Genomic DNA, 22518 nt, shown 5'->3' on the forward strand with positions numbered 1-22518 from the left:
AGAAAGTTGGTGTAGAGTAAAAGCACATTATTCAAAATTTTATAGGCTGGTTTTATGGAACCGATTACGTTGGCCGCAGCATTTGCCGCCCTCACCGCAGTGGCAAGCGGCATTACCGCCGGGGCAACTGGCAAACTTGGCGAGGGGTTGGTTACTGCCGCGTTGCAATGGCTGGCACAATTGCAGCAGCATGTGCCTGAGACGGTGAAGCGCTTAGCAGCAGTGAGCGATCCTAATATGATAGATGTTGAAATTCTTGAAGAAGTGAAGCAGGTGGCCGCAGCCCAGCCGGACGTGCGGGCGGCGATGAATAAAACGGTGGCGGCAGTTGCCGATAGCGATAAGTTCCCAAATTTGACGAAGCTGGCTGACAAAATTGCAAACGTTAATTTTGGAACGATTACGACTCAGAACAATACTTTTAACTTTTGACTACAGTCGTCGGAAGGGATTCCGCCAAAGTTAAGCACCCCTAACAATTTGCCAGTGAGTAACGTTAGCCTCTTTGTCGGTCGGGCTGATGACTTGCAGGCGGTGGAAGATTTGCTGACGCAAAACAGCCGTGTGAATATTGCGGCGGCGGTGGGCATGGGCGGCGTGGGCAAAACAGAGCTGGCATGGCAGTATGCGCGGCGGCGGGGCGATGCTTTTGCGGGTGGGGTGTGCTGGCTGCGAGGAGTAGAGCCGATTGCGCCGCAGATTGTCAGCTTTGCACGAGATTATTTGAACTTAGAGGTGCCGGAGCAATCAGAAGATCCGGTGGCCTGGTGCGTTCAGCGGTGGCCGAAGGAAGGGGAGAGGAACGGGCCGGTGCTGATGGTAGTAGATGACGTGCAGGACTATGGCGCGTTGAAGCCTTTGCTGCCGAATGACGGGCGGTTTCGGGTGCTGCTGACGACGCGGCAGGCAATTTTGACTGAGGGTCAGCGGCTGGCGCTGGCGGTGCTGGTGCCGGAGGCGGCGCTGGAACTGTTGACAGGTTTGGTAGGTACAGCGCGGATTGAGGCGGCGCTGGCGGATGCGAAGGCGCTGTGTGAGTGGGTGGGGCGGTTGCCTTTGGGCGTTGAGCTGGTGGGCTGGTATTTGGCGCAGCGGCCTGATCTGACGATTGCGACGTTGCTAGAGCGATTAGAAGGCAAGCGGCTGGACGCGAAGGCATTGGTGGATACGCATCCGGAGATGACGGCGACGCTGGGGGTGGCGGCGGCGTTTGAGGTGAGCTGGGAGCCGCTGACGGCAGAGGCGAAGATGCTGGCGGGGCTGTTGGGGCTGTTTGTGGCTGCGCCGGTAGATTGGGATTGGGTGCGGCAGGCTTGCGGGCAGGATGTGTTAGATGAAGAAGCGCTAGAAGACGCGCAGGCGGAGCTATTACGAGTGAATTTGTTGCAGCGGCAGGCGGCGAAAAATGGGCCGCGCTATCAGGTGCATCCGCTGGTGCGAGAGTTCTTTGCGGTGAAGCTAGCGGAGTTGAGCAATGCTGAAGCTTTGCAGCGAGGCTTTGCGCAGGCGATGACGGAGATTGCTAAAGAAATACCGCAGCCAGCGACGCTAGCTGTGCAGAAGCGGGTGGGGGAAGCGGTGCCACATATGGAAGAGGTGACGCTGCGGTGGGCAGAGCGTTTAGAAGGGATTGATAAGCTTTGGTGCAGTGGGGGCTTAGCGCGATTTTACGAAAGCTTGAACCAGTGGGGAGAGGCGGAGCGGTGCTGGAAGCGATCGCTCACCATCAGCAGAGAACAGTTAGGCGATCGCCATCCCCACACCGCCAGCAGTCTGAATAACTTGGCGGGGCTGTATCGTTCGCAGGGGCGCTATAGCGAAGCGGAACCGCTGTATGTCCAAGCGCTCGAAATTTGGCAAACGGAGCTGGGCGATCGCCATCCCGACACCGCCACCAGTCTGAATAACTTGGCGGGGCTGTATCGTTTGCAGGGGCGCTATAGCGAAGCGGAACCGCTGTATGTCCAAGCGCTCGAAATTTGGCAAACGGAGCTGGGCGATCGCCATCCCGACACCGCCAGCAGTCTGAATAACTTGGCGGCGCTGTACAAGTCGCAGGGGCGCTATGGCGAGGCCGAACCGCTGTATGTGCAAGCGCTCGAAATTCGGCAAACGGAGCTGGGCGATCGCCATCCCGACACCGCCAGCAGTTTATTCAATCTTGCAGCGCTTTACTACCAAACCCAACGCCATCAGCAAGCTCTAGCCTATATTCAACAAGCCCTAGACATCTATGTTCCCGTGCTAGGCTCCGAGAACCCCACCACTCAAAACGCTCAAAGCTGGCTTGTAGGCATCCAGCAAGCAATCGATCAGTCCACTTAGCCCAAGTTCAGGATAAGCTGTCTCACGGCCAACCGCTCATACCAAAGCCAATCCGGGTTCCCCTTGCCAAGAGGAACCGTAAAGGAGGGGTTCTGACGACATACTCTATGCCCAGCCGAAACCCCTCTGCCTACGGCATCTCCCCTTGCCAAAGGGAGAAAAAATCCCCAACAGCAAACTCTAGTTATTCTTATCCCGAACTGACGTTACATAGCCAACAGGCAAACAGGTCGGACACTGGTCAAAGCGATTCCAGACCATCTCACCGGCTAACGCCCTTCCTCCAAAATCCGCCCACTCAAAAACCGACCTCCCAACCCCCATTATCAGGAGTCAAGAGATCGGCCAGTATCTACCGATTAACTTGATGCGGCTATTGCAGCCTGGCCTTAGTCGGCGGCATCACCACCTTAGTCGCCAAGCCCACCTGCTTCAGCCCTTTAATCAGCCACCAGGTCATATCAATCTCTCCAGGAGCCAGGCCCGCTTGCGCCATCTTAGGAAAAGCGTGGTGATTGTTGTGCCAGCCTTCGCCATAGGTCAAGATCGCAACCCACCAGAGATTGCGGGAGTTGTCATCAGTGTCGAAATGGCGACTTCCCCAGATATGATTAGCCGAATTGATCAACCAGGTACAGTGCCACAGCAGCACCGCCCGCACAAAGATACCGTAGATTACAAACGACCAGCCGCCAGCCGCATAGAGCAACAATGCCAACGGAACTTGCAAAAACAAAAAGTAACGGTCTAAAAAGGTGTAGTAAGGGTCATTCACCAGGTCAGGTGCGTATTTGGCGTATATCTTCCGGTCAAACACCTCAGGCTTTAGGTGAAACAACCATTCCATATGGCTCCACCAGAACCCTTTATCAGCAGAATAGGGATCTTTCTCAGTGTGCTCGGTAAAAGCATGGTGCTGCCGGTGCCCAGCCACCCAGAAAGTTGGCCCGCCCTGCAAAGCCAATGCGCCCATCGTAGCGATCGTATACTCTAGCCACTTCGGAACGCGAAAGCTGCGGTGCGTTAGCATCCGGTGATAGCCCATACAAATGCCGACGCTGCCAGATAGCCAGTGTAAAAAGATGGCTACACCCAAAGCCGACCAAGAGAAAAACCAGGGCGCAAGCAGAGCCAGACCGTGAATTACCGTAAAGAAACCGATAGAGACCCAGCTGATCTTATAAGGAGTCTGCGAATTGTCATCTGAGGAGCTTTCTACAGGCATTACTGCGGGGAGAGCTGCCGGAGAAACCGGTTCACCCAAGGGGCGAGAGGTCGTGTAGGGCATGGAACGTAAAAACCTTTTGCTAGATAGAGGAGTATTCGTCGGTGCTTGAATACGTTAGGGTATTGCAAGTATCGCTTACATTTTAAAGCTTAACCTGAGCTACCGTAAAAATGCAAGTAGTGCTTGCAAATTTATGCCCAATGATTGCTTGCCGCCAAAGCAAATCGTTTTCGTTTGACTTTTGCAGGTGAATTTGTTTCCTAAGAGAGATGGCCCCGGAGATGGCTGAGAGAAAACTATCAAGTCGAAAAAGGATTGTGCGCGCTGCCCTGACGTTGTTTTCACTGCAAGGCATTACCGCGACCACAACCAAGCAAATTGCTGAGCGAGCCAGAGTAAATGAGGTGACGCTATTTCGGCAGTTTGGCAGCAAACAAGGCTTGCTTTTGGCCGTGCTACAAGAAGCGCCCTTTCTAGAGGAAATGCGAGCAGCACTGACTGAAATTGCTGGCGCTAATCAGCCGCTATTAGCCTATGGGGCTTCGGGGCTAGAGCTGCTAGGCAATGTGCCAGAGCTAGTGCGATCGCTCATTGGTGAAGCCGGTCAGCTGCCGACCGAAACCCGGCAAGCCTTAGGGCAAGCTCTCTATCAGGCCAATCAGCAAACCGTGGGCTACCTGCGCGGGGCAAAAATGAGCTGGCCCGGTTTGTCAGTAGAGGCAGCAGCCAGCCTGTTGAACACGCTGATTGTAGGCCATGCCGTGATGACGTTTAGCAGCGACCAGCAGGGATTGTGGCAAAGTCAGGCAGATTTTTTGGCGGCAGTTGATATATTGCTTGCGACTGGTCGGACCGCAGTAGACAGTAGGGCCGTAGACAGTAGTTCGGAGGTAGCGCCCGTGGCAGACCTGCCTGCGGAAACGGTGCGATCGCTTTTTCAAAAGGCTAAAAAACAGGACGCTCAGACCTATGCACTGGTATACGTCCTATTTGGCGCAGGGCTGCGGGTAGAAGAAGTGGCGGGTTTATGGCGATCGCATTCCCTCAGCGGCAAAACCCAGCATCTGCTCACCCTGGTTGGCGACAAGCCGCGACAGGTTCCCCTCAACCGCTGGATTATGGGCCAACGCTATGGCACCTACCTGCGCAACCCGCTCACCCAATGGCTCAAAACCCGCCAAGATGACCAGCCCGAAGTTTTCATCGGCAAAGACGGTCAGCCTCTGAGCGCCGCCGAAATCACTGCGCTATGGGCAGAAATCGCCGTAGACAGTACTATCCTCACCGGCGCACCCGTTGATCCCTTTCAGGCGCGACAAACCTGGTGCATAGAGCTACTGATGAAAGGCATCAGCCTAGAGAGCCTGAGCCTATTGGCGGGCTCAAGTCTGGAGGCGCTAGCGGTCTATGACCATCGGGCTAAAGAGAAAGCTGCGCTAGAGCAGGCGCTAGCCATCGATCAAAAAAACAATTAACCTAAAAATCTATGACTCCTTTGGGTAGCAGGGTGGCAAATCTGTGACAGCAGCAAGTGAGACAGTGCGGGCCATGTACGCCGCCATCAATCAGCGCGATCTAGACCAGGCCATGACCTATGTAGACGAAGACTGCGTCTACCAAGATCTCAACTTTCCTCGGGCGTTTGAGGGAAAGCAAGGGGTGCGATCGCTCTTTGAAGACTCGATCAACAACGTGCCAGACGACTTCAAATTTGTAATTGACGACATCACAACCGGCGATGACCATGCCGTCGGCATTACCTGGCACGTTGAGCTAGACGGTGTGCCGTTCCCTAACACGCGGGGGGCCAGCTTTTATCGGGTATCTCCTAGCTCTGGCCTGCTGATATTTGGGCGAGATGTGGTTGAGTCGCCCGTAAAGCTCGGCAAGGTAGCCTTCACCATCATTCGAGCAGTCACCCCCCTGGCCCGGCGATTTCTTAAAGTCAGCGCAGACTCTTAAGTAAAGCCACAAGTAAAGCCACCATCAGCAACATGTCTGAGATTATTCAAGAGATAGAAAAAACAGCCCAGCAACAGGACTCTGCCACAGCCAAACGCAATCGGCGGCTCTCCCAGCTTTTGTGGGGTCTGGTGGTGCTGTATGTAGCGGTGCTTCTACTGTCGCCACCCGATCAGCTACTGCCAGGAGAACCGATTTGGGCAATCAAACCAGACACCCTGACAGAAGTGCTGTCGGAGTCTCTCAATTTTTTCTTTGTACTGCCTATCTTAGGCAAGCTATTAAACACCTCCGCGCCTGTTGTTCATCCAGCCGCCGAAGCCTTTTTTAACTTTTCAGAAGCGTGGATCTTTATGTTTTTACCGCTAATGTTGTTAGATCGGCGCGGACAAAACCTGCCTCGGGGGGCGCTTTGGGGTGCAGCCATGTTTCTCACCAATGTGTTTTTAATGCCGTACATGGCGCAGCGGTTGAGGCAGCCTGCGGTAACTGATCAACCAATGCCTGAGAAGGGCTGGTTAGCTCGCAGTTTTGGGCTGGTTGGAGGGATAGTTGGGCTAGGGGCGATCGCCTGGCTGTGCCTGGCTCGTCCCGAATTTGGCTCATTAGCCGACCGAGGGCTCTATTTTTGGCAAAAGCTGGCGACCGACCGGGTGACGATTGCCTTCTGCGTAGACCTGCTGCTGTTTTGGATATTTCAGATCTGGCTGATGGGAGAAATAATCCCTAAAGACAGCAAAGAACACTCTCTTCGATGGGTTCCTTTTTGGGGTCTGGCAGTCTGGCTGCTAATTTGAGCTTCTGGCAATTTTGAGACAGCTGTCACCTGAGACCATCGCTATTTTGGCTGCAATAGGCACTCAAGCTGGGCGAGCTGCTGCTGTAATAAATATGGCTCTTCAGGAGTTGCCGTGAAGCGCCACTAAATTTAGTGTCGAGTTGAGTTGAAGGATTATGGGAGAATTAGAGGCGACGTATTGCGGCAGAGTTCAATGAAAAACTCAATAGAGATCCCGCTAGATTTACCAGATGTGCGAGTATTAGCGGTCGATAAAATGGATCAAGGTGATTAGCTGATCCGCTTAGAGAGCACTTTAGAAGGGACGGCCTGTCGTCAATGTGGCCGTCAGATCACTCAATTTCATGGATTTGACAGTGCGCTCCGTCTGCGGCACTTGCCGCTGTTTGAAGTGCCCGTGTTCGTTGAATTTCGACCTAAGCGCTACCGCTGTGGAGACTGTGAGGGTCATCCTATGACGACTCAGCAACTCAGCTGGGCGGGGTTCAAATGGGTTAAAAACGGGGTAACACTTTAGGCTTTAAGAATCGGCCTAAAGTGTTACCCGCTTTTGAACTATCTCTCTTTAACTGGTCCGTTAAGCGCGAACGTCGAAGCGATCCAGCATCATCACCTTGTTCCAGGCCGCGACGAAGTCTTTGACCATCCGCTCGTGACCGTCATCAGCGCCGTAGACTTCAGCCACCTGACGAAGCTCCGCGTTCGAACCGAAGATGAGATCGCATCGGGTCGCGGTGAACTTTGTTTCGCCCGTTTGGCGATCGCAGATGTTAAAGAGCATCTCGCGATTGTCAACCGGCTTCCACTCGTAGTCCATACTGGTCAGAACACGGAAAAAGTCGTTGGTCAAAACGCCGGGCCGATCAGTGAAGATACCGTGCTTTGAATGGTCATAGTTCTGGTCGAGGGCGCGAAGTCCGCCGACAAGAACCGTCCATTCGGGCGCGGTTAGCGTGAGGAGTTGCGCCCGATCAAGGAAGATGCGCTCCGCCTTCACCTTGTAGCCAACCGCCTCGTTGTGATAATTGCGGAAACCGTCCGAGACCGGCTTTAGCCATTCAAAGCTTTCAACATCTGTCAACTCCTGAGTCGTATCCATCCGTCCCGGCGTGAAGGGGACGGCAACGGAAAGCCCAGCATCTTGCGCAGCCTTCTCGACCGCAGCGCAGCCGCCGAGGACGATGAGATCCGCCATCGAGATTTTTTTGCCCGACTGAGCGCCGTTAAAGTCCGCTTGAATTCGCTCCAGAATCGATAGAACCTCACCCAGTTCCTGCGGGCGGTTCATCTCCCAGTCTTTCTGGGGATCCAGGCGAACCCGCGCCCCATTTGCGCCGCCGCGCTTGTCGGAATTGCGGTAGTTCGACGCCGATGCCCAAGCGGCTGATACCAGCGCCGAAACAGAAAGCCCACCGGCCAAAATATTGGCCAAAATATTGGCCTTCAGAGACTTGATATCGGCGTCGTCAACAACGTCATGGTCAAGCGCCGGAATCGGATCTTGCCAGGGCAGATCTTCCTCTGCAACCTCCGGGCCAAGATAGCGCGTTTTCGGACCCATATCCCGATGGGTCAGCTTATACCAGGCACGCGCGAACGCATCGCCGAAGTAATCGAAGTCATTTAGAAAGCGCTGACAGACCTCGTGATAGGCCGGATCGACCTTCAATGCAATATCCGAAGTCATCATCATTAGCGCTTGCTCAACGCCAGGCTGGTGAGCGTCTGGCGTCTTCGGCGCGTCAGGATTGCTCGGCGTCCACTGAATGGCACCGGCTGGGCTCTTGGTCTGCTCCCAGTCGTACTTAAAAAGATTTATCAGGTAGCTGTTGTCCCACTGGGTCGGGTTTGGCGTCCAGGACCCTTCAATTCCGTTCGTCATCGTATATTCGGCAAACCCGGTGCCTTCAGGGTTTTGCCACCCCATGCCCATAGCCTGAATCGGTGCACCCTCTGGCGCTGGACCGATCTGATCTGGCGCGACCATGCCGTGACTTTTACCAAAGGCATGACCGCCTGCGATCAGCGCAACAGTTTCCTCATCATTCATAGCCATCCGCGCAAAAGTCTCGCGAATGTCTCGCGCCGAGCCATGGGGGTCGCCTTCTCCGTTTGGCCCCTCCGGGTTAACGTAAATCAGCGCTTGGTGCGAAGCCGCTAGCGGATTTTCGAGGTCGTAATAGTCCTCGTCCGGCTTCCCGACCCAGCGAATATCGCGAGTGACCATCTCATCAGGATGACCGGACAGTTCCTTGTGGTGTTCCTTAACATCGTCAGCCGGATCGCCGTTCCAGAACTCGGATCCCCAATAGGTAGCGCGATCCGCCTCCCAAGCATCAATGCGACCGCCGCCAAAGCCGAAGGTCTTGAAGCCCATGATCTCAAGCGCGCAGTTGCCAGTGAGTACCATCAGGTCGGCCCAGCTCAGTGCCGCGCCGTATTTCTGCTTGATTGGCCAGAGTAGCCGGCGTGATTTATCGGTATTCCCGTTATCCCACCACGAATTGATTGGGGCGAAACGTTGCATGCCCTGACCTGCTCCGCCACGACCGTCCGCAATCCGGTAGGTGCCGGCGGCGTGCCACGCCATGCGAACCATCTGAGGCCCATAGTTGCCATAGTCGGCTGGCCACCAGTCCTTTGAATCCGTCAGCAGCGCTTTGATGTCGCGCTTCAACTGCTCGAAGTCAATCTTCCCGAAGGCTTCCTGGCTATCGAAATCTCGCAGCGGGTTGGCCTGGGGCGAATTTTGGTGAAGCAGCTCGACCTGAAGCCGGTTCGGCCACCAATCATCAGTTTGCGGCTTGGAGCCGAGCGCGCCGCCAACGCGGGTTCCCCGAAAGGGACATTGCGCAGAAGAGGTGGAAGGGGTGTTATTCATTCAGTCCAATCTTTTTTGATAGTTTTTGTTCGTCAAGCTGTTTGCCGAGCTGTAGCTGTTTGCCGAGCTGTAGCTGTTTGCCGAGCTGTATGGAGCGTCGCCATTCGCAGCGGTCTGAACGGCGAGTGCCTTTATAGCTAGAGTCTCTAGCAAGCGCTAAATGAGCTGCCGTTTGCTGAGGGCATTCTTTAAGGCATGTCTATCGTTTGCGGTTCGTCATGAGAATGTCTTCTGGGAGTGATTCAAACTGGAAGCGACTTATATCTCCACAGCGCATTATAGGGCGTGGCTCAGGTGAGGGTGTATACTTTCGGTTCAATAAAGTCGTCTACCAGCAGGGCGATAAGTTGAGCGTTTCCCAGTTCGTCAAAGTGTTCAGTTGAGCGTTTCCCAGTTCGTCAAAGTGTTCAATCGTCTTGTCCAGGTAATGCTTCAATCATGATCAGGACTCCTCTATCTTGTTCAAGTTAGGCTTGTTCAAGTTAGGAAAGTAAGGGCGCAGGAATAGGAGTTCGCACTCTGCTTGCTCAATTCAGTTCTCAAATCCGAGCAGACTTGTGAAAGCTAGCGTTGTCCATCACAACTATTTATTCTGGCTTCAGAGCAGAGACGAGTATCTGTTTTACCCGAGCTTCGGTGAGCAGCGTGTTGCCATCGCCCTTGAACGTCATCAGTGCGACAATCTCTTCGGCCCAATTTGGCTGCCCAGAGCTGACAAATTCACCTAGACAGCGCCGCAAGTCTCCTACAAGCGGTCTAAGTGCTCACCCATGGATTTTCGCGACTGTGATAACGAACGTAGCCAAAGATACCACCTCTTCCCGTAAAAAGCATTACAAAATTACGATGAGCAAAGCAAAATCTGCGTGTAGAGACCGATAAAGTCATGACACTATTTAGCAAGCCGCCCGCCATCGAAAAATCTGCGAGTGAAGATTATCCGCTCAGCGCTGTTCCTCTATCTGATCGCAAGCCGTTTTGGTCGCTCTCTCTACTGCTAATGGGCTTTGCCCTCACCTCGACGACGCTGTTTGCTGGGGGAGCTATCGGCCCATCTTTTAGCTTTCCGCAGATTATCGCCATCATCCTCATAGGCAACCTGATCTTAGGCGGGTATTGCGCTGCGCTAGGCTATATCGCCGCTAAAAGCGGACTGTCAACGGTGCTGATGGCTCGCTTCAGCTTTGGCAATGTCGGCTCCCGCTGGGTGGACTTTATCTTAGGGTTTACGCAAATTGGCTGGTATGCCTTTACTACAGCAGTTATTGTGCAGGTGCTGCTAGAGCTGATGGGCGTACCTAGCACGGGGCTGCCTTACATACTGCTGGTATTTTTCTTTAACTATGCCTTTTGCGCAACGGCCTATATTGGCTACCGGGCGATTGACTGGCTCAGTCGTTTGGCAGTACCGGCGATGCTAATTTTAGTAGCGGTGAGTTTGGCGCTGGCCTTTAGAGACTATGGCGGAGCGACGATTCCCCAGCCGACAGGAGAGCTAAGTATGAGCGCTGCGCTGGCGGTGGTGATCGGCACCTTTATTTCGGGGGGCACTCAGGCGACTAACTGGAGTCGGTTTGCCGATACGGGTAAGAATGCGGTTGTATCTACGCTAAGCGCATTTATGTTGGTAAACGGCATTCTGGTCTTTGCGGGCGCGTTTTGTACGCTGGTCTACGGCTCGGAAGATCTGATTAAGGCGATGGCCACTCAGGGAATTTTGGCGGGCGGCGTGATTTTGCTCGTGCTCAACGTGTGGACAACGCAGGATAATACCATCTACGCCTTTTCGGTCGCAGGGGCCAACATGTTTCGTACCCATAAGCGCCATGCCTTTGTGCTGGGCGGGGCAACCCTGGCGCTGATTCTCACGCTGTCGGGTATTTACGATCTGCTGCCGACCTATCTGATCTTTTTGGGCACAGTCATTCCTCCGGTCGGCGGCATTATTATGGTTGACTTTTGGCTGCGTCATCTGGGGCGCTTCCCTCGTCTGTCAGCCCGCATCCCAGCGTTTAACTGGGCCGGTGTGATTGCTTACGTGATTAGCTCTGTGATTGCTTACACGACGGGCAATGCGGGTATCGGCATTGGGCCAGTGAATGGGATTGTCACGGCAGCTATTCTCTATGCCATTCTCTATCGTGTGATTCCCCAGCCTATTCGCTAACCTGTTTGCTAAAAACACGGTGTTTAGCACCGTATAGAAAAAACATGTTTAGCGCCGCATAGAAAAGCTGCTAGGGTCACCTACCACTTCTAAACCGATGGTTTCGCCTGTCACCATCACAGAAGTAATTTCTACTTGAATCGGCAAGTTTTTCAGATCGGCTAGCGGATTGATGGTATCGGACAGGCGACGGGCGGCGATCGCACTCACATCTATCCCGGCTGCACTCACATTTGTAACATTAAAAATTAGCTGAGTGCCCTGCCCGGCTAGCTGCCCAGTGACCGCGACGGTTATCCCTGGCGGAACGACAAAATCACCGAGCTGAGGCCGCACCCGGATCGTTGCTTGATCGGGCGATTGCAGAATAATCTCGGCTTCGTTAACGTTGCGATTGGCCTCCAAAAAATCAGCGAGGTCTTCAGTTCTAATCACAGCTGTCAGCCGCGCCCCGCCGACTTCAGAGAGCCGCTCTGCTTTGCGGTCATACACCACTTCGCTGAGGTCTAGCGCCAGTCGTTCGATCACAGGCGCACCCTCAGGCCGAACGCGATTGCCAACTGCCACCACGCTTTCAGCGCTACCTGCCCCAACTCGTAGCCCTTCAATTTTGACATCGTAGCTGTCGGCTGGCCCCACATATTTAGGCAGCTCTCGCTCAATGCCCTGCTCTACCAAATTCGTTGGGCTACAGCTAGCCAACAGCAGACCGGTCATCCCGGCCCCAACCAAAGCAGACTGGCCTAGCTTTTGCCACCATTTTGCCTGAAGTGCGATCGCCACGATATTCCTCCGAATACAGACTGTTCTCTGCTGATGTGTAGCCGGCAGGCTAACTGGCTATAAGCTACCCTCAAATCAACTACTTTCAATCTATTAGTCACTAAACTATTAGCGACAGGCCGCTCACGGCTGTCAAACCGTTACAAAAGTATAGAGCGTCTTAAGCTAAGCCCATCCATTGGCTGCGCTCTGTCTCGCTCGCGTTCTGGATGCTGTCACCGGTTGTTGCTATGCCGCTTAACCAAAAGTCATCAAGCCTCAAGCAACTGACAACCGTTTCTCTCAATCCTATGTGGGCAGAAGAACTGCGGGCGATCTTGCGGGGGACAGCGGGCAGTTTCTTATTTGGCATTCCCCTGCTGTATACCGTTGAGGTGTGGGCGATTGGGTCTGCTACCGACTCGCTGCGGCTGTTGGGGGTGCAGGCTGTGACATTTGTCGTTGTGCTGCTGCTGACGCAGATTGAAGGCTTCCGGCGATCGCTCACTATTCAGCCAATCGAAACCGTGTTAGAAAGCATCGAGGCATTGGGAATTGGCATTGTTTGTGCAGCGATCGCTCTGATTCTGCTGCGCCGGATCACCCTCGAAACCCCACTTTCAGAAGCACTCGGCAAACTCATTTTTGAAGGAGTCCCTTTTTCCCTCGGCGTGACCCTGGCCCGCTCCACGCTTGAGCGTCGTCCGCGATCGCGCCGCACACTAGCCGAACCGTTTGCCACAGAGACCACCAGCTTTCGCAGTATTCTACGCGATACTCTGATCGACATCGACGCCACGCTGATCGGCGCGATTGTAATTGCCTTCAGCATCGCCCCGACTGAAGAGATTGCCATCATTGCTTCAGCGCTGCCTGACCTGTGGCTGCTGCTGGTGATGGCCGCCTCTTTGCTAGTGTCTTACATTATTGTGTTTGCCTCTGGCTTTACTGACCGCAGTGAGCGCGCCGAACGCGGACTGCTGCTCACCCCCCTGACCGAAACCCTGGTAGCCTATGTCGTAGTGCTGATCGCTTCGGCCCTGATGCTAATCTTTTTTCAGCAGCTCAGCGGCGATGATCCCTGGCAAGAATGGCTAGGCAATATAATCGTCTTAGGGTTGCCTGCGTCAGTCGGTGGAGCCGCCGGAAGAATTTTAGTGTAGGGACCTGGTTTTACATTGGCTGCAGATAAAAGCGATCCGACCGCGTCAGAGACGGCAGAGCAGGGCACAACAGACAGTAAGGCAGCGCGCAGCGCAAGGTCGCTCGCCGAATGGGTCACACTCTCTCTCTCCGCCTTAGTTCTGACAGCCATTATCAGCCTGGTGCTCTACGACTGGCAAATTAGCAGAAGCCTCCCCCCCGCCTTCCAAGTCGAAATGGCCAAGACCACTCGCCTGACTGAAGGTCACTACTATGTGCCCTTTACCCTTCACAATACCGGTGGCCGCATTGCTAGAACCGTCCAGGTAGTTGCCAAACTCCACCTGCCTGACAACAGCGATGAGACTGGTGAACAACAGTTCGATTTCCTCTCTGGCAACGAACGTAAGAGAGGTGAATTTGTGTTTGAGCACAATCCTCAGGCCGGAGAGCTAGTTATCAGAGTCGCTAGCTTTGGCTTGCCGTAGGCCAGGGTTGAAACAGCCTCAGTTACTCATGAATGCGTCCGTTGGGCATGATGGTACCGGTCAGGCGAGCGCCCAGCAGCTTGACCATAATCTTGTCGCCATAGCCCACTTTGGCCCCGCTCAGGTCAGCCCCGCTCAGGTCAGCCCCGCTCAAATCTGCGCCAATCAGGTCAGCCCCACTCAAATCGGCATGGCTCAAGTCGGCCTGTAGCAAATTTGCTCGAAACAAACGCGCTTTACGCAGATTCGCCCGATTGAGATTGACCCGGTGCATAAAGGTGTCGCTCAGGTCTGCGCCTGCTAGATCTGCGCCACTGAGATTGCGGCCTGAGAAGTCTTTTTCTTTGAGGTTGGCTCCCCGCAGATCTGCGCCGCTTAAGTCAGGGTCACGTTTAGAGCGGGCTGGCTGAGTGTAGTAGGGAAAACCACTGTTAGTTTGTGGGGCTGGTTGTGAGGAGGCTGGTTGCGATGAGGCTGACTTAGAAGGAGTTGAAGCGCTATCTCGACTGCGAAAGTAGCCGTTAGTTTGGCCGTTAGCTTGGCTGCTGGTCTGTCCGGTAGTTTGGTCAGGTGTCTTTGACTCTACCTTTTGGCTGTCGGCTGGGGTGTCTGTCTTCGAGCTAGGCGTCTTCCCATTAGACTGTCCGCTGCCTGCTGAGGCCTGGTCACTGGCAGACTGACGGGGCCACTGGCTGCTCGCATAGGGCCGGTAGCCATCGCCATAGGCACTGCTCGAATAGCTAGCAGCGCGGCGGTAGGCTTCATAGGGCGGACGATAGCCACCTGCCCGGCTATTGCTAGCGCTAGCCGACTGGTAGGAGGCGCGGCTGCGGCTGTAGGGCCGGTAGGTAGAATCATCGCCCGGGCGATAGGTTGAAGATCGAGATTGCGTTTTGCTCGCCGAGTCTGCCTTGACGGTGCTGCTAGCCGGGATTTTGCCATCGCGACACTGCGATCGCAAAAAAGAACGAGCCTCATTCAGCGCTTTGAGCTTTGCCTCAGCCTTGTCTCTGAGGCGTTCGCGATCAGCCGGAATCCGATCAGGATGCCAGATAAACACCAGATCCTTATACGACTGATTTACCTCCGTCATGGAAGTGCCCAGCTCTAGATCTAAAACTCTGTAGGCTTGTTCAATCTGATCCATACGCGCCGGTCAGCGTGGTTTTTATAAAAACGGGTATCACTCTTACTTGGCACCTGAAGAACTTATGGCGAACATAGTCCGGTCTACAGTCCGACCGTAGCGCCTGCGCCGATTTGTCCCCCTTCAGAGTATAAAGGCCTAGCTCTGATTATGGCGGATAGCGCCCTGACCCTACGGCAATCGCAGCAAACTTTAAAAAGCCGCTTAACCTTCTGTAAGATTCACCCGGTAAACAGGAGGGCTGATGAGGGCGATCGCCCAATCCAGTTCTCTAATCTAGTTCTCTGTCAGACTCAGCTCATTCAGGTTCCACAGTACGCCCCCCAACGCAGTATATTTCACATTCTCAACCTTGTTACGCACCGCACTCATTGAGTACTGCCCCACCAGATGAATGAAGGGCAGATTTTCTTGTACTAGCTCCTGAGTTTCTACATAGAGCGCTTTGCGTTTATCCTCGTCTAGCTCCTGAGCCGCCTTCACATACAGGTCGCTAATCGATTGCTCCCAGTCATAGACCTCCCGGCCCGGCATTGGCCCAGCCCCTGCCGGCTGCTGATTAAATAAATGCAGCCCGCCATTGGCCAGCCATAAATTAGCGCTACTGTTGGGCTCTACACCAGCACCAAAGCCCAGCACTATCGCCTCCCAGTCCATGGACGTATCCATTTTGCCAACCAGCGCATTGAAGTCAATAGGCTGAAAATTTACCGTGATGCCGATTTTCTCTAGATTTTGCTTAATTTGCGCTCCGGCAGATTCTCTGATTTTATTGCCTACGTTGGTTTGCAGGGTAAAGCGCACCCGGTTGCCATCTGCGTCAAAGAGCTGATTGCCCCGGTACTCAAAACCCGCCGACTCTAGCAGCGTTCTGGCTTTTTCGAGGTTGTAGTCATAAACGGGGAGCCCCGACTCTGCGTAGTAAGGGCTTTGCGGCGCAATTTGAGAATTTTGCAGCTCTCCTAGCCCCTTAAAAATATTGTTAAGCATGGTGTCACGGTCAATCGCATAGGCCACAGCCTGGCGAAATTCCAGCGCATTGAACCAGGCTGACTTAACGGGGTTTACGACTGGCTTGCCGTTGAGAGAACCTTTGTTGAGATTAAAAGTCAGAAACAGACGACTGGTGGTTGGCCCGCCGTTATACACGGTGTAGTTACCTTGTGCCTCATATTGCTTCATCAGCCCATAGTTATCTGGGGTGATGGTCATCAGGTCGGCATCGCCCGAGCGAAAGCGCACAAACTCGGCATCTTGCGAACTCACAACCGGCCACACTATTTCCTCAATGTAGGGCTGCTGCTCGCCATTAGGGCCTGTCTGCCAGTAATAGGGATTGCGCTGAAAAACAATGCGCTCGCCTGGAACGAACCGTTCGATTACGTAAAGACCATTACAGACAATTGTAGAAGGGTCAGTCCCGGTCCCCCACTTAGACAGAAATAGCGGTTGCCCTTCGCTGTTTTTGGTCTTTACCGATTCTTCGAGCGCGTGCTTAGGCATAATGGCGATGCCGGTCACCCGCAAAAAAGGCGCAAATGGCTCTGGAATTCTGAACTCGACTCGCCGCCCGTCTAGCTTCCGGACAGTCGGCAGCTTGCCCTCTGCGCCAATCCGCAGAATATCGCGAGTATCAGTAGGAATTTCTTCGTTGAGGATTAGATCGTTATAGGTAAAGACGACATCGTCTACGGTCAGGGGCTCACCGTCTGACCACTGCAGGTCTTCTCTTAAGGTGTAGGTAATTGTCTGGCCATCTTCAGAAGTTTCCCAGGATTCTGCTAGCGCCGGAATAATCTCGCTGGTGGTTTGGTCAATACCAATCAGGCCCTCATACATCAGAGCAAGTACCTGAGTGCTGGTACTTTCCTGGGTGAGCAGGTAGTTAAAGGTTTTAGGTTCGCCCAGTACGGTGCTGATTAGCCGAGGTACATCGGTGGCCTGCGTTCTGAAGTTTTCTAGCCGCAGTCGGTCTAAGCTACAGCTCGGCAAGGCTACCGCCAACACCAGCATTGTCAGCCCTAGCAGCAGCAACCGCCACAGGCGTACGCCTCGCAACCGACTTTCCCACGTTTGCCAACTCATACACTTACCAAAATCTGCCTGAGTTTTTCATGATAGATAAAAACTTAGCCGATTGGCGGGCTTTGCAGCACGACCAGGCTGCGGGCGGCAACGGTAATTTTGTCGTCTTCTCGGTAGGTCTTGGCGCGTTTGACAAAGCCTTCTGCTTTGGTGTCGATCAGTAAGCGCCAGGGGCGATCGCTCAATCCCTCAGGCAGCGCAAATTCTAGCAGCTCATAGTGAGCATTAAACATTAGCAAAAAGCTATCGTCTATCACCTGCTCGCCCCGGTGGTTGGGCGTGGCAATCTCTTCGCCATTGAGAAACACCGTCAGCGTTTTGACAAAGCCTGCCGTCCACTCGTCGTGCATTTCTGCACCTTCTACGTTAAACCAGCCAATATCGCTAATGCCCGAGCCGTGGATTTCGCGCCCGTAAAACCAGTGGCGACGACGAAATACCGGATGGTCGTGAACCAGGTCAATCAGTCGTTGGGTGTAGCGCAGCAGCGCCTTATTTTCGTCAGGTAGCTGCCAGTCGATCCACGACAGCTCATTGTCATGGCAGTAGGTATTGTTATTGCCAAGCTGCGATCGCCCCATCTCATCGCCTGCTATCAGCATCGGGACGCCCTGAGAGAGCAGCAGCGTCGCCAAAAAATTGCGCTGCTGCCGCGCCCTCAGTGCCAAGATCTCGGACTTATTAGTCTTGCCCTCTACGCCACAGTTCCAGGCGCGGTTGTGGTCTTCGCCATCGCGGTTATCTTCGCCGTTGGCTTCATTGTGCTTGCCGTTATAGCTGACCAAATCGCGCAGAGTAAACCCGTCATGGGCGGTGATGAAGTTAATGCTGGCGTGGGGTCTGCGCCCTGTGTGCTCATACAGATCGGAGCTACCGGTAAATCGCAGCGCAAATTCGCCCAGGGTGCTGTCTTCGCCCCGCCAGAAGTCTCGCGCCGTATCGCGATACTGACCATTCCACTCCGACCACAGCAGCGGAAATTTGCCCACCTGATAGCCGCCGTCTCCCACGTCCCAGGGTTCAGCAATCAGCTTTACTTTAGAAAGCACCGGGTCTTGGTGAATAATGTCAAAAAACGTCGCCAGCGTCCCCACTTCAAACATCTCACGCGCCAGCGCCGAAGCCAGGTCAAATCGAAAGCCGTCTACATGCATCTCTTGCACCCAGTAGCGCAGGCTGTCCATAATCAGCTTTAGCACCTGCGGGTGGCTCATCTTCAGCGAGTTGCCGCAGCCAGTGTAGTCCATGTAGTAGCGTTCGTTGCCCTCGACCAGCCGGTAGTAGGCCGCGTTGTCAATACCGCGAAAGCTCAGGGTTGGCCCCATGTGGTTGCCCTCACCTGTGTGGTTGTACACCACGTCTAAGATCACCTCAATGCCCTCTACGTGCAGCGCCTTGACCATCGACTTAAATTCTTTGACCTGCTCGCCAGTGCTGCCTGCCGCGCTATAGCCAGAGTAGGGCGCAAAGTAATTGAGTGAGTCGTAGCCCCAGTAGTTAGTCAGCCCTTTGTCTACCAGGTAGCCGGGCTTAGCATGAAAGTGGTGAATCGGCATCAGCTCCACGGCGCTAATGCCCAGGGATTTGAGGTGCTTAATCGCTGCCGGGTGAGCCAGGCCCGCATAGGTGCCCTGAAGCCGTTTGGGCACTTTGGGGTGTAGCTGTGTAAAGCCCTTGGTGTGCAGCTCGTAGATAATCGTCTCATTCCAGGGTATGGCCAAGGGGCGATCGCCTTCCCAGTTAAAGTCAGTATCGACGACGATGCACTTAGGCATAGATTTAGCGCTATCGGCATCGTTATAGCTCAGGTCTTCAGCCTCATTGAGCCAGTCGTAGCCAAAAGTTTCTTGCCCCGGGTCTACATCGCCAGCGATCGCCAGCGCATAAGGATCAATCAATAGCTTATTCGGATTAAACCGATGGCCGTTCTCAGGGTCAAATGGCCCATGCACCCGGTAGCCATAGCGCTGACCCGGCTCAATCTCTGGGAAATAGCCGTGCCAAACGAAGTTATAGACCTCCCGGAGCGGATAACGGGTCTCCTTGCCGCGCCTGCTAAACAGGCACAGCTCCACCTGGGTCGCGTTCTCAGAAAAGATAGCAAAGTTCGTTCCTCCACCATCCCAGGTTGCCCCTAACTGATTAGCTGTACCTGGCAGTTGTTGAATACTCATAGAAGAAGCAGGCTTGGGAATATGGGCGATCGCGACATCAAATCTGTAAAGATGTTCTCAATAGCATACCGCGCCTTTCTCAGAGGGAGTAACGTTTGGCTCTCGGCTGCCCGTCAAAAGCCCGTCAAAAGCCCGTCAAAAGCCCGTCAAAAGACCATCGAAAGCTTTATGATCATCCGTCACGATATTGAACCCGCTCTTCATCTATCGAGCCCGGCCCAGTTTCCGGCAGTCGTGCCGGTAGATACCCGTCAACAAGAAGTGCTGGTCGTCTACGACGATATTGACCAGCTGCTCAAACCCAGTCTGCTCCCTGCTGTTCAGTCAGTCCCCGACGTTTATGCTCGCTGCGATGGCATGGGTACGCTGATTCAGCCCCTTTGGATTCTAAGCGCAGCACATGTCGCTGTAGAACTTGCTATCAGTCACAAAATCGAATTCGCTAACACCCCCTACGCCATTCAGCAGATAATAATTCATCCTGATTTTTATACCTATAGTAGCCATAGAGAAATCTCTGAAGTGCAGAACGATATTGCGCTAATTCAGCTACAGCATCCAGTTCAAGGCATCGCGCCGCTACCGCTTTACCGGCAAACAGACGAACTCCGACAAACAGCAACCTTCGTTGGGCAAGGAGACTTCGGCACCGGACTGATCGGCCCAGACCAAGTAGATGGAAAAATGCGAATAGCCACCAATCGCATCGAAAAAGTAGACGATCAGTGGCTAATTTTTAAGTTCGATGCGCCCCCCGAGGCAACAGAGCTAGAAGGCATCTCCGGGCCAGGCGACGGCGGCTCCCCCGCTTTGCTAAAAACAGCTCAGGGCTGGGCCGTAGCCGGAGTCAGAGCCGGTCAAGACTCAGCCAGGCTGGGCGAAGGTTACTACGGCGTCTGGGAATATTACACCCGCATCTCACATCACCTGGACTGGATTGACTCAATCATGCAGCCATAAAGTCTGCTCACCACAGATACAGCAAGATAAACAAAATAATCCAAATCACATCGACAAAGTGCCAATACAGCTCTACCGCTTCAATGCCGAAGTGATTTTCGCTGGAGTAATGGCCAGGCTGACGCGATCGCAGCAAAACAGCCACCATCAGCAGCAGACCCACCAGCACATGCAGGCCGTGGAAACCCGTCAGCACATAAAAAGTACTGGCAAACAGATTATCTCGCAGCCCAAACTCTAAGTTGCTGTACTCATAGAGCTGACCTAGCAAGAAAACGGTTCCCATGATGATGGTGACGCTAAACCAGGTTCTGACGCCATCTACATTGTTGTTTTTGACGGCGGTATCTGCTTTGTGAATGACAAAACTGCTAGAGATTAAGATCAGTGAGTTAATCCCAGGCAGCAGAACCTCTAGCTCCGGCGTCCCCGTTGGCGGCCACTCTACGGCTACCAGCCGAAAGGTGACATAGGCAATAAATAAGCCCATGAACAGCATACTCTCAGCACACAGAAACACCAGCACGCCAAACAAGCGATGGTCAGGATGCTCCTCATGGTGACTAGCTGCGCCCTCTTGAGCGATATTGATCACGCCCTCAGCCGTATTAACAGAAGAACCTTGCATAGGTAAGTATCAGTGGTGTTTGCAATCGTTGAGTATTCAACTGAAAAGAAAAAGGTTAGCTCACACCCCGCCGCTGATCTAACGAGAGTATGTGAGCTACTTTTCTAGGTAGCCGGTACGGGCACACCGTGCTCATAGAGTTCCGGCGGATCTTCTTCAGCAATGTAGCCCAGACCGTAGTCATAGGGACCCGTTTTCAGCACGGGCAGCTCTTCAAAGTTCTCAATGGCCGGTGGCGAAAGGGTCTGCCACTCCAGCGTGAGGGCGCGCCAGGGGTTGGCTGGGGCTTTAGGCCCATAGCGCCAGCTCCACGCCGCATTGATCAAGAAGGGAATGGTCGAGACCGCCATGATATAGGAGCCAATCGTCGCCAGCACGTTGAGATCGGTGAACTGCGGATCGTATAGAGCAATCCGGCGGTTCATGCCCATCAGCCCGAGTTCATGCATGGGCATGAAGGTGAGGTTCATGCCGACAAAGGTCAGGGCAAAGTGAACCTTGCCCCAAAACTCATTCATCATATGCCCGGTCATCTTAGGGAACCAGTGGTAGACCGCCATGAAGACGCCGAAGACCGAAGCCCCAAACAGCACATAGTGAAAGTGAGCCACCACAAAGTAAGTGTCGTGAACGTGAATGTCGAAGGGCACCGCCGCGAGCATCACGCCGCTGATACCGCCGATCAAAAAGAGCGCAATAAAACCCATGGCAAACAGCATGGCACTGGTAAAAGCGATTTTGCCGCGCCAGAGCGTAGCCACCCAGCCAAACACCTTGATCCCGGTCGGTACCGCAATCACCATGGTGGTGATCATAAAGAACATCCGCAGCCAGGGCGGGGTGCCGCTAGTAAACATATGGTGCGCCCAGACAATCAGGCCCAAGAAGCTGATGACGATAGAGGAGTAGGCGATCGCCCGGTAGCCAAAAATCGGCTTACGCGCATGGACTGACACCACCTCACTAATCGCCCCAAACAGCGGCAGCACAAAGATATACACCGCCGGGTGAGAGTAAAACCAAAACATATGCTGGTAAACCACCGGGTTACCGCCGCCCGTGGGGTTAAAAAAGGCAGTCCCGGCGAACAGATCAAACGAGAGCAAAATGAGCGCCCCGGCCAGCACTGGCGTACTGATGAGGATCAGCAGAGAGGTCGCGATCATCGCCCAGCAAAACAGGGGCATATCGGTCAGCGTCATGCTAGGTACGCGCATCTTTAAGATGGTGACCAAAAAGTTGATCCCACCCAAAATAGAGGCCGTTCCTCCTACCAGGAGGCTCATAATCCAGATGCCTTCACCCAGCATGCCGGTCGTCAGGCTAAGCGGTGGGTAAGAGGTCCAGCCTGCCTGCGGCGGCTCGAAGAAAAAGCTGCTGATTAGCAACAGGCCAGAAGGCGGAATCAGCCAAAATGCTATGGCATTCAGCCTCGGGAAAGCCATATCCCGTGCCCCAATCATCAAAGGTATCAGGTAATTCGCTAGTCCTGCGCCCGCTGGCACAATCCACAAAAACAGCATCACCGTGCCATGCAGCGTTAGCAGACCGTTATACACATCGGGCGTAACAATATCGGGGGCCGGCGTTGCCAGCTCTGTGCGCATCACCGTCGCTAGCGAGCCGCCAACCAGATAAAAGAAAAAGGCCGTCACCAGATATTGAATCCCAATAACCTTGTGATCGGTACTAAAGGTGAAATAGTCAGTCCACTTGCGTTCGTTGCCCAAGAGCATAGGAATCTCTGATGGGGCGGCGGGCGCTTTTGC

The 22518-nt window shown here is 53.9% G+C and carries 18 protein-coding genes and 1 pseudogene; 10 read left to right on the plus strand and 9 right to left on the minus strand.

Annotated features, from left to right (window positions below):
• Window positions 1-54: 54 nt before the first annotated feature.
• Together CKL79_RS04155 and CKL79_RS04160 are read left to right on the plus strand one after the other, a co-directional pair.
• Window positions 55-432, plus strand: a complete 378-nt coding sequence (locus CKL79_RS04155) for a hypothetical protein (protein ID WP_121968324.1) — start codon at window positions 55-57, stop codon at window positions 430-432.
• Window positions 433-486: 54 nt separating this feature from the next.
• The gene (locus CKL79_RS04160) at window positions 487-2325 is read left to right on the plus strand and encodes a tetratricopeptide repeat protein (RefSeq protein WP_141242146.1); all 1839 of its coding nucleotides are present in this window, start codon (window positions 487-489) and stop codon (window positions 2323-2325) included.
• Between the two features lie 373 nt (window positions 2326-2698).
• On the opposite strand, the gene CKL79_RS04165 is transcribed toward CKL79_RS04160, so the two are convergent.
• On the minus strand, window positions 2699-3550 hold the full coding sequence (locus CKL79_RS04165) for a fatty acid desaturase (RefSeq protein WP_121968326.1): 852 nt from the start codon (window positions 3548-3550) through the stop codon (window positions 2699-2701).
• Window positions 3551-3870: 320 nt separating this feature from the next.
• On the opposite strand from CKL79_RS04165, the gene CKL79_RS04170 reads away from it, so the two are divergent.
• The 4 genes and pseudogenes from CKL79_RS04170 to CKL79_RS04185 all read left to right on the plus strand — a co-directional run.
• The gene (locus CKL79_RS04170) at window positions 3871-5028 is read left to right on the plus strand and encodes a TetR family transcriptional regulator (RefSeq protein ID WP_205878989.1); all 1158 of its coding nucleotides are present in this window, start codon (window positions 3871-3873) and stop codon (window positions 5026-5028) included.
• Between the two features lie 43 nt (window positions 5029-5071).
• A complete protein-coding gene (locus tag CKL79_RS23745) occupies window positions 5072-5515 on the plus strand; it encodes a nuclear transport factor 2 family protein (RefSeq protein WP_240518648.1) in 444 nt (147 codons plus the stop codon).
• 32 nt (window positions 5516-5547) lie between these two features.
• Entirely contained in the window at window positions 5548-6312 is a 765-nt protein-coding gene (locus tag CKL79_RS23750) for a hypothetical protein (RefSeq protein ID WP_240518649.1), read from the plus strand.
• A gap of 195 nt (window positions 6313-6507) precedes the next feature.
• A pseudogene (locus CKL79_RS04185) lies at window positions 6508-6792 on the plus strand (transposase family protein); the annotation flags it as partial.
• Window positions 6793-6891: 99 nt separating this feature from the next.
• On the opposite strand, the gene katG reads toward CKL79_RS04185, so the two are convergent.
• A complete protein-coding gene (gene katG, locus CKL79_RS04190) occupies window positions 6892-9195 on the minus strand; it encodes a catalase/peroxidase HPI (RefSeq protein ID WP_121968328.1) in 2304 nt (767 codons plus the stop codon).
• Between the two features lie 587 nt (window positions 9196-9782).
• Window positions 9783-9935, minus strand: a complete 153-nt coding sequence (locus CKL79_RS23080) for a hypothetical protein (RefSeq protein WP_170943965.1) — start codon at window positions 9933-9935, stop codon at window positions 9783-9785.
• Window positions 9936-10081: 146 nt separating this feature from the next.
• Between CKL79_RS23080 and codB the strand changes: the two genes are divergently transcribed.
• A complete protein-coding gene (codB, locus tag CKL79_RS04195) occupies window positions 10082-11362 on the plus strand; it encodes a cytosine permease (protein ID WP_121968329.1) in 1281 nt (426 codons plus the stop codon).
• Window positions 11363-11410: 48 nt separating this feature from the next.
• Here codB and CKL79_RS04200 read toward each other — a convergent pair whose 3' ends face one another.
• Entirely contained in the window at window positions 11411-12145 is a 735-nt protein-coding gene (locus CKL79_RS04200) for a DUF2993 domain-containing protein (RefSeq protein ID WP_121968330.1), read from the minus strand.
• A gap of 230 nt (window positions 12146-12375) precedes the next feature.
• On the opposite strand from CKL79_RS04200, the gene CKL79_RS04205 reads away from it, so the two are divergent.
• Window positions 12376-13287 (plus strand): TIGR02587 family membrane protein, encoded by a 912-nt coding sequence (locus CKL79_RS04205; RefSeq protein WP_240518651.1) that lies wholly within the window; start codon window positions 12376-12378, stop codon window positions 13285-13287.
• Between the two features lie 15 nt (window positions 13288-13302).
• The gene (locus CKL79_RS04210) at window positions 13303-13755 is read left to right on the plus strand and encodes a TIGR02588 family protein (protein WP_121968332.1); all 453 of its coding nucleotides are present in this window, start codon (window positions 13303-13305) and stop codon (window positions 13753-13755) included.
• Between the two features lie 22 nt (window positions 13756-13777).
• Here CKL79_RS04210 and CKL79_RS04215 read toward each other — a convergent pair whose 3' ends face one another.
• The 3 genes from CKL79_RS04215 to glgX form a co-directional block, all read right to left on the minus strand.
• Complete coding sequence (locus CKL79_RS04215) at window positions 13778-14902, minus strand: pentapeptide repeat-containing protein (protein WP_121968333.1); 1125 nt, start codon at window positions 14900-14902, stop codon at window positions 13778-13780.
• A 276-nt stretch (window positions 14903-15178) separates the two neighbouring features.
• Window positions 15179-16987: an ABC transporter substrate-binding protein gene (locus tag CKL79_RS04220; RefSeq protein WP_121968334.1), complete on the minus strand. Its 1809-nt coding sequence runs from the start codon at window positions 16985-16987 to the stop codon at window positions 15179-15181.
• 44 nt (window positions 16988-17031) lie between these two features.
• Window positions 17032-19161: a glycogen debranching protein GlgX gene (gene glgX / locus CKL79_RS04225; protein ID WP_121968335.1), complete on the minus strand. Its 2130-nt coding sequence runs from the start codon at window positions 19159-19161 to the stop codon at window positions 17032-17034.
• Between the two features lie 51 nt (window positions 19162-19212).
• Between glgX and CKL79_RS04230 the strand changes: the two genes are divergently transcribed.
• Window positions 19213-20121, plus strand: a complete 909-nt coding sequence (locus tag CKL79_RS04230; RefSeq protein ID WP_170943966.1) for a trypsin-like serine protease — start codon at window positions 19213-19215, stop codon at window positions 20119-20121.
• A gap of 7 nt (window positions 20122-20128) precedes the next feature.
• On the opposite strand, the gene CKL79_RS04235 is transcribed toward CKL79_RS04230, so the two are convergent.
• Together CKL79_RS04235 and ctaD are read right to left on the minus strand one after the other, a co-directional pair.
• Window positions 20129-20749 carry a heme-copper oxidase subunit III gene (locus CKL79_RS04235; RefSeq protein WP_121968337.1) on the minus strand — a complete coding sequence of 207 codons (621 nt, stop codon included), beginning with the start codon at window positions 20747-20749 and terminating at the stop codon, window positions 20129-20131.
• Window positions 20750-20853: 104 nt separating this feature from the next.
• Window positions 20854-22485, minus strand: coding sequence for a cytochrome c oxidase subunit I (gene ctaD, locus CKL79_RS04240; protein ID WP_121968361.1), 1632 nt, complete (start codon window positions 22483-22485; stop codon window positions 20854-20856).
• Between the last annotated feature and the right edge of the window lie 33 nt (window positions 22486-22518).

The sequence above is a fragment of the Leptolyngbya sp. BC1307 genome (assembly GCF_002286735.1).
Classification (GTDB): domain Bacteria; phylum Cyanobacteriota; class Cyanobacteriia; order Phormidesmidales; family Phormidesmidaceae; genus Phormidesmis.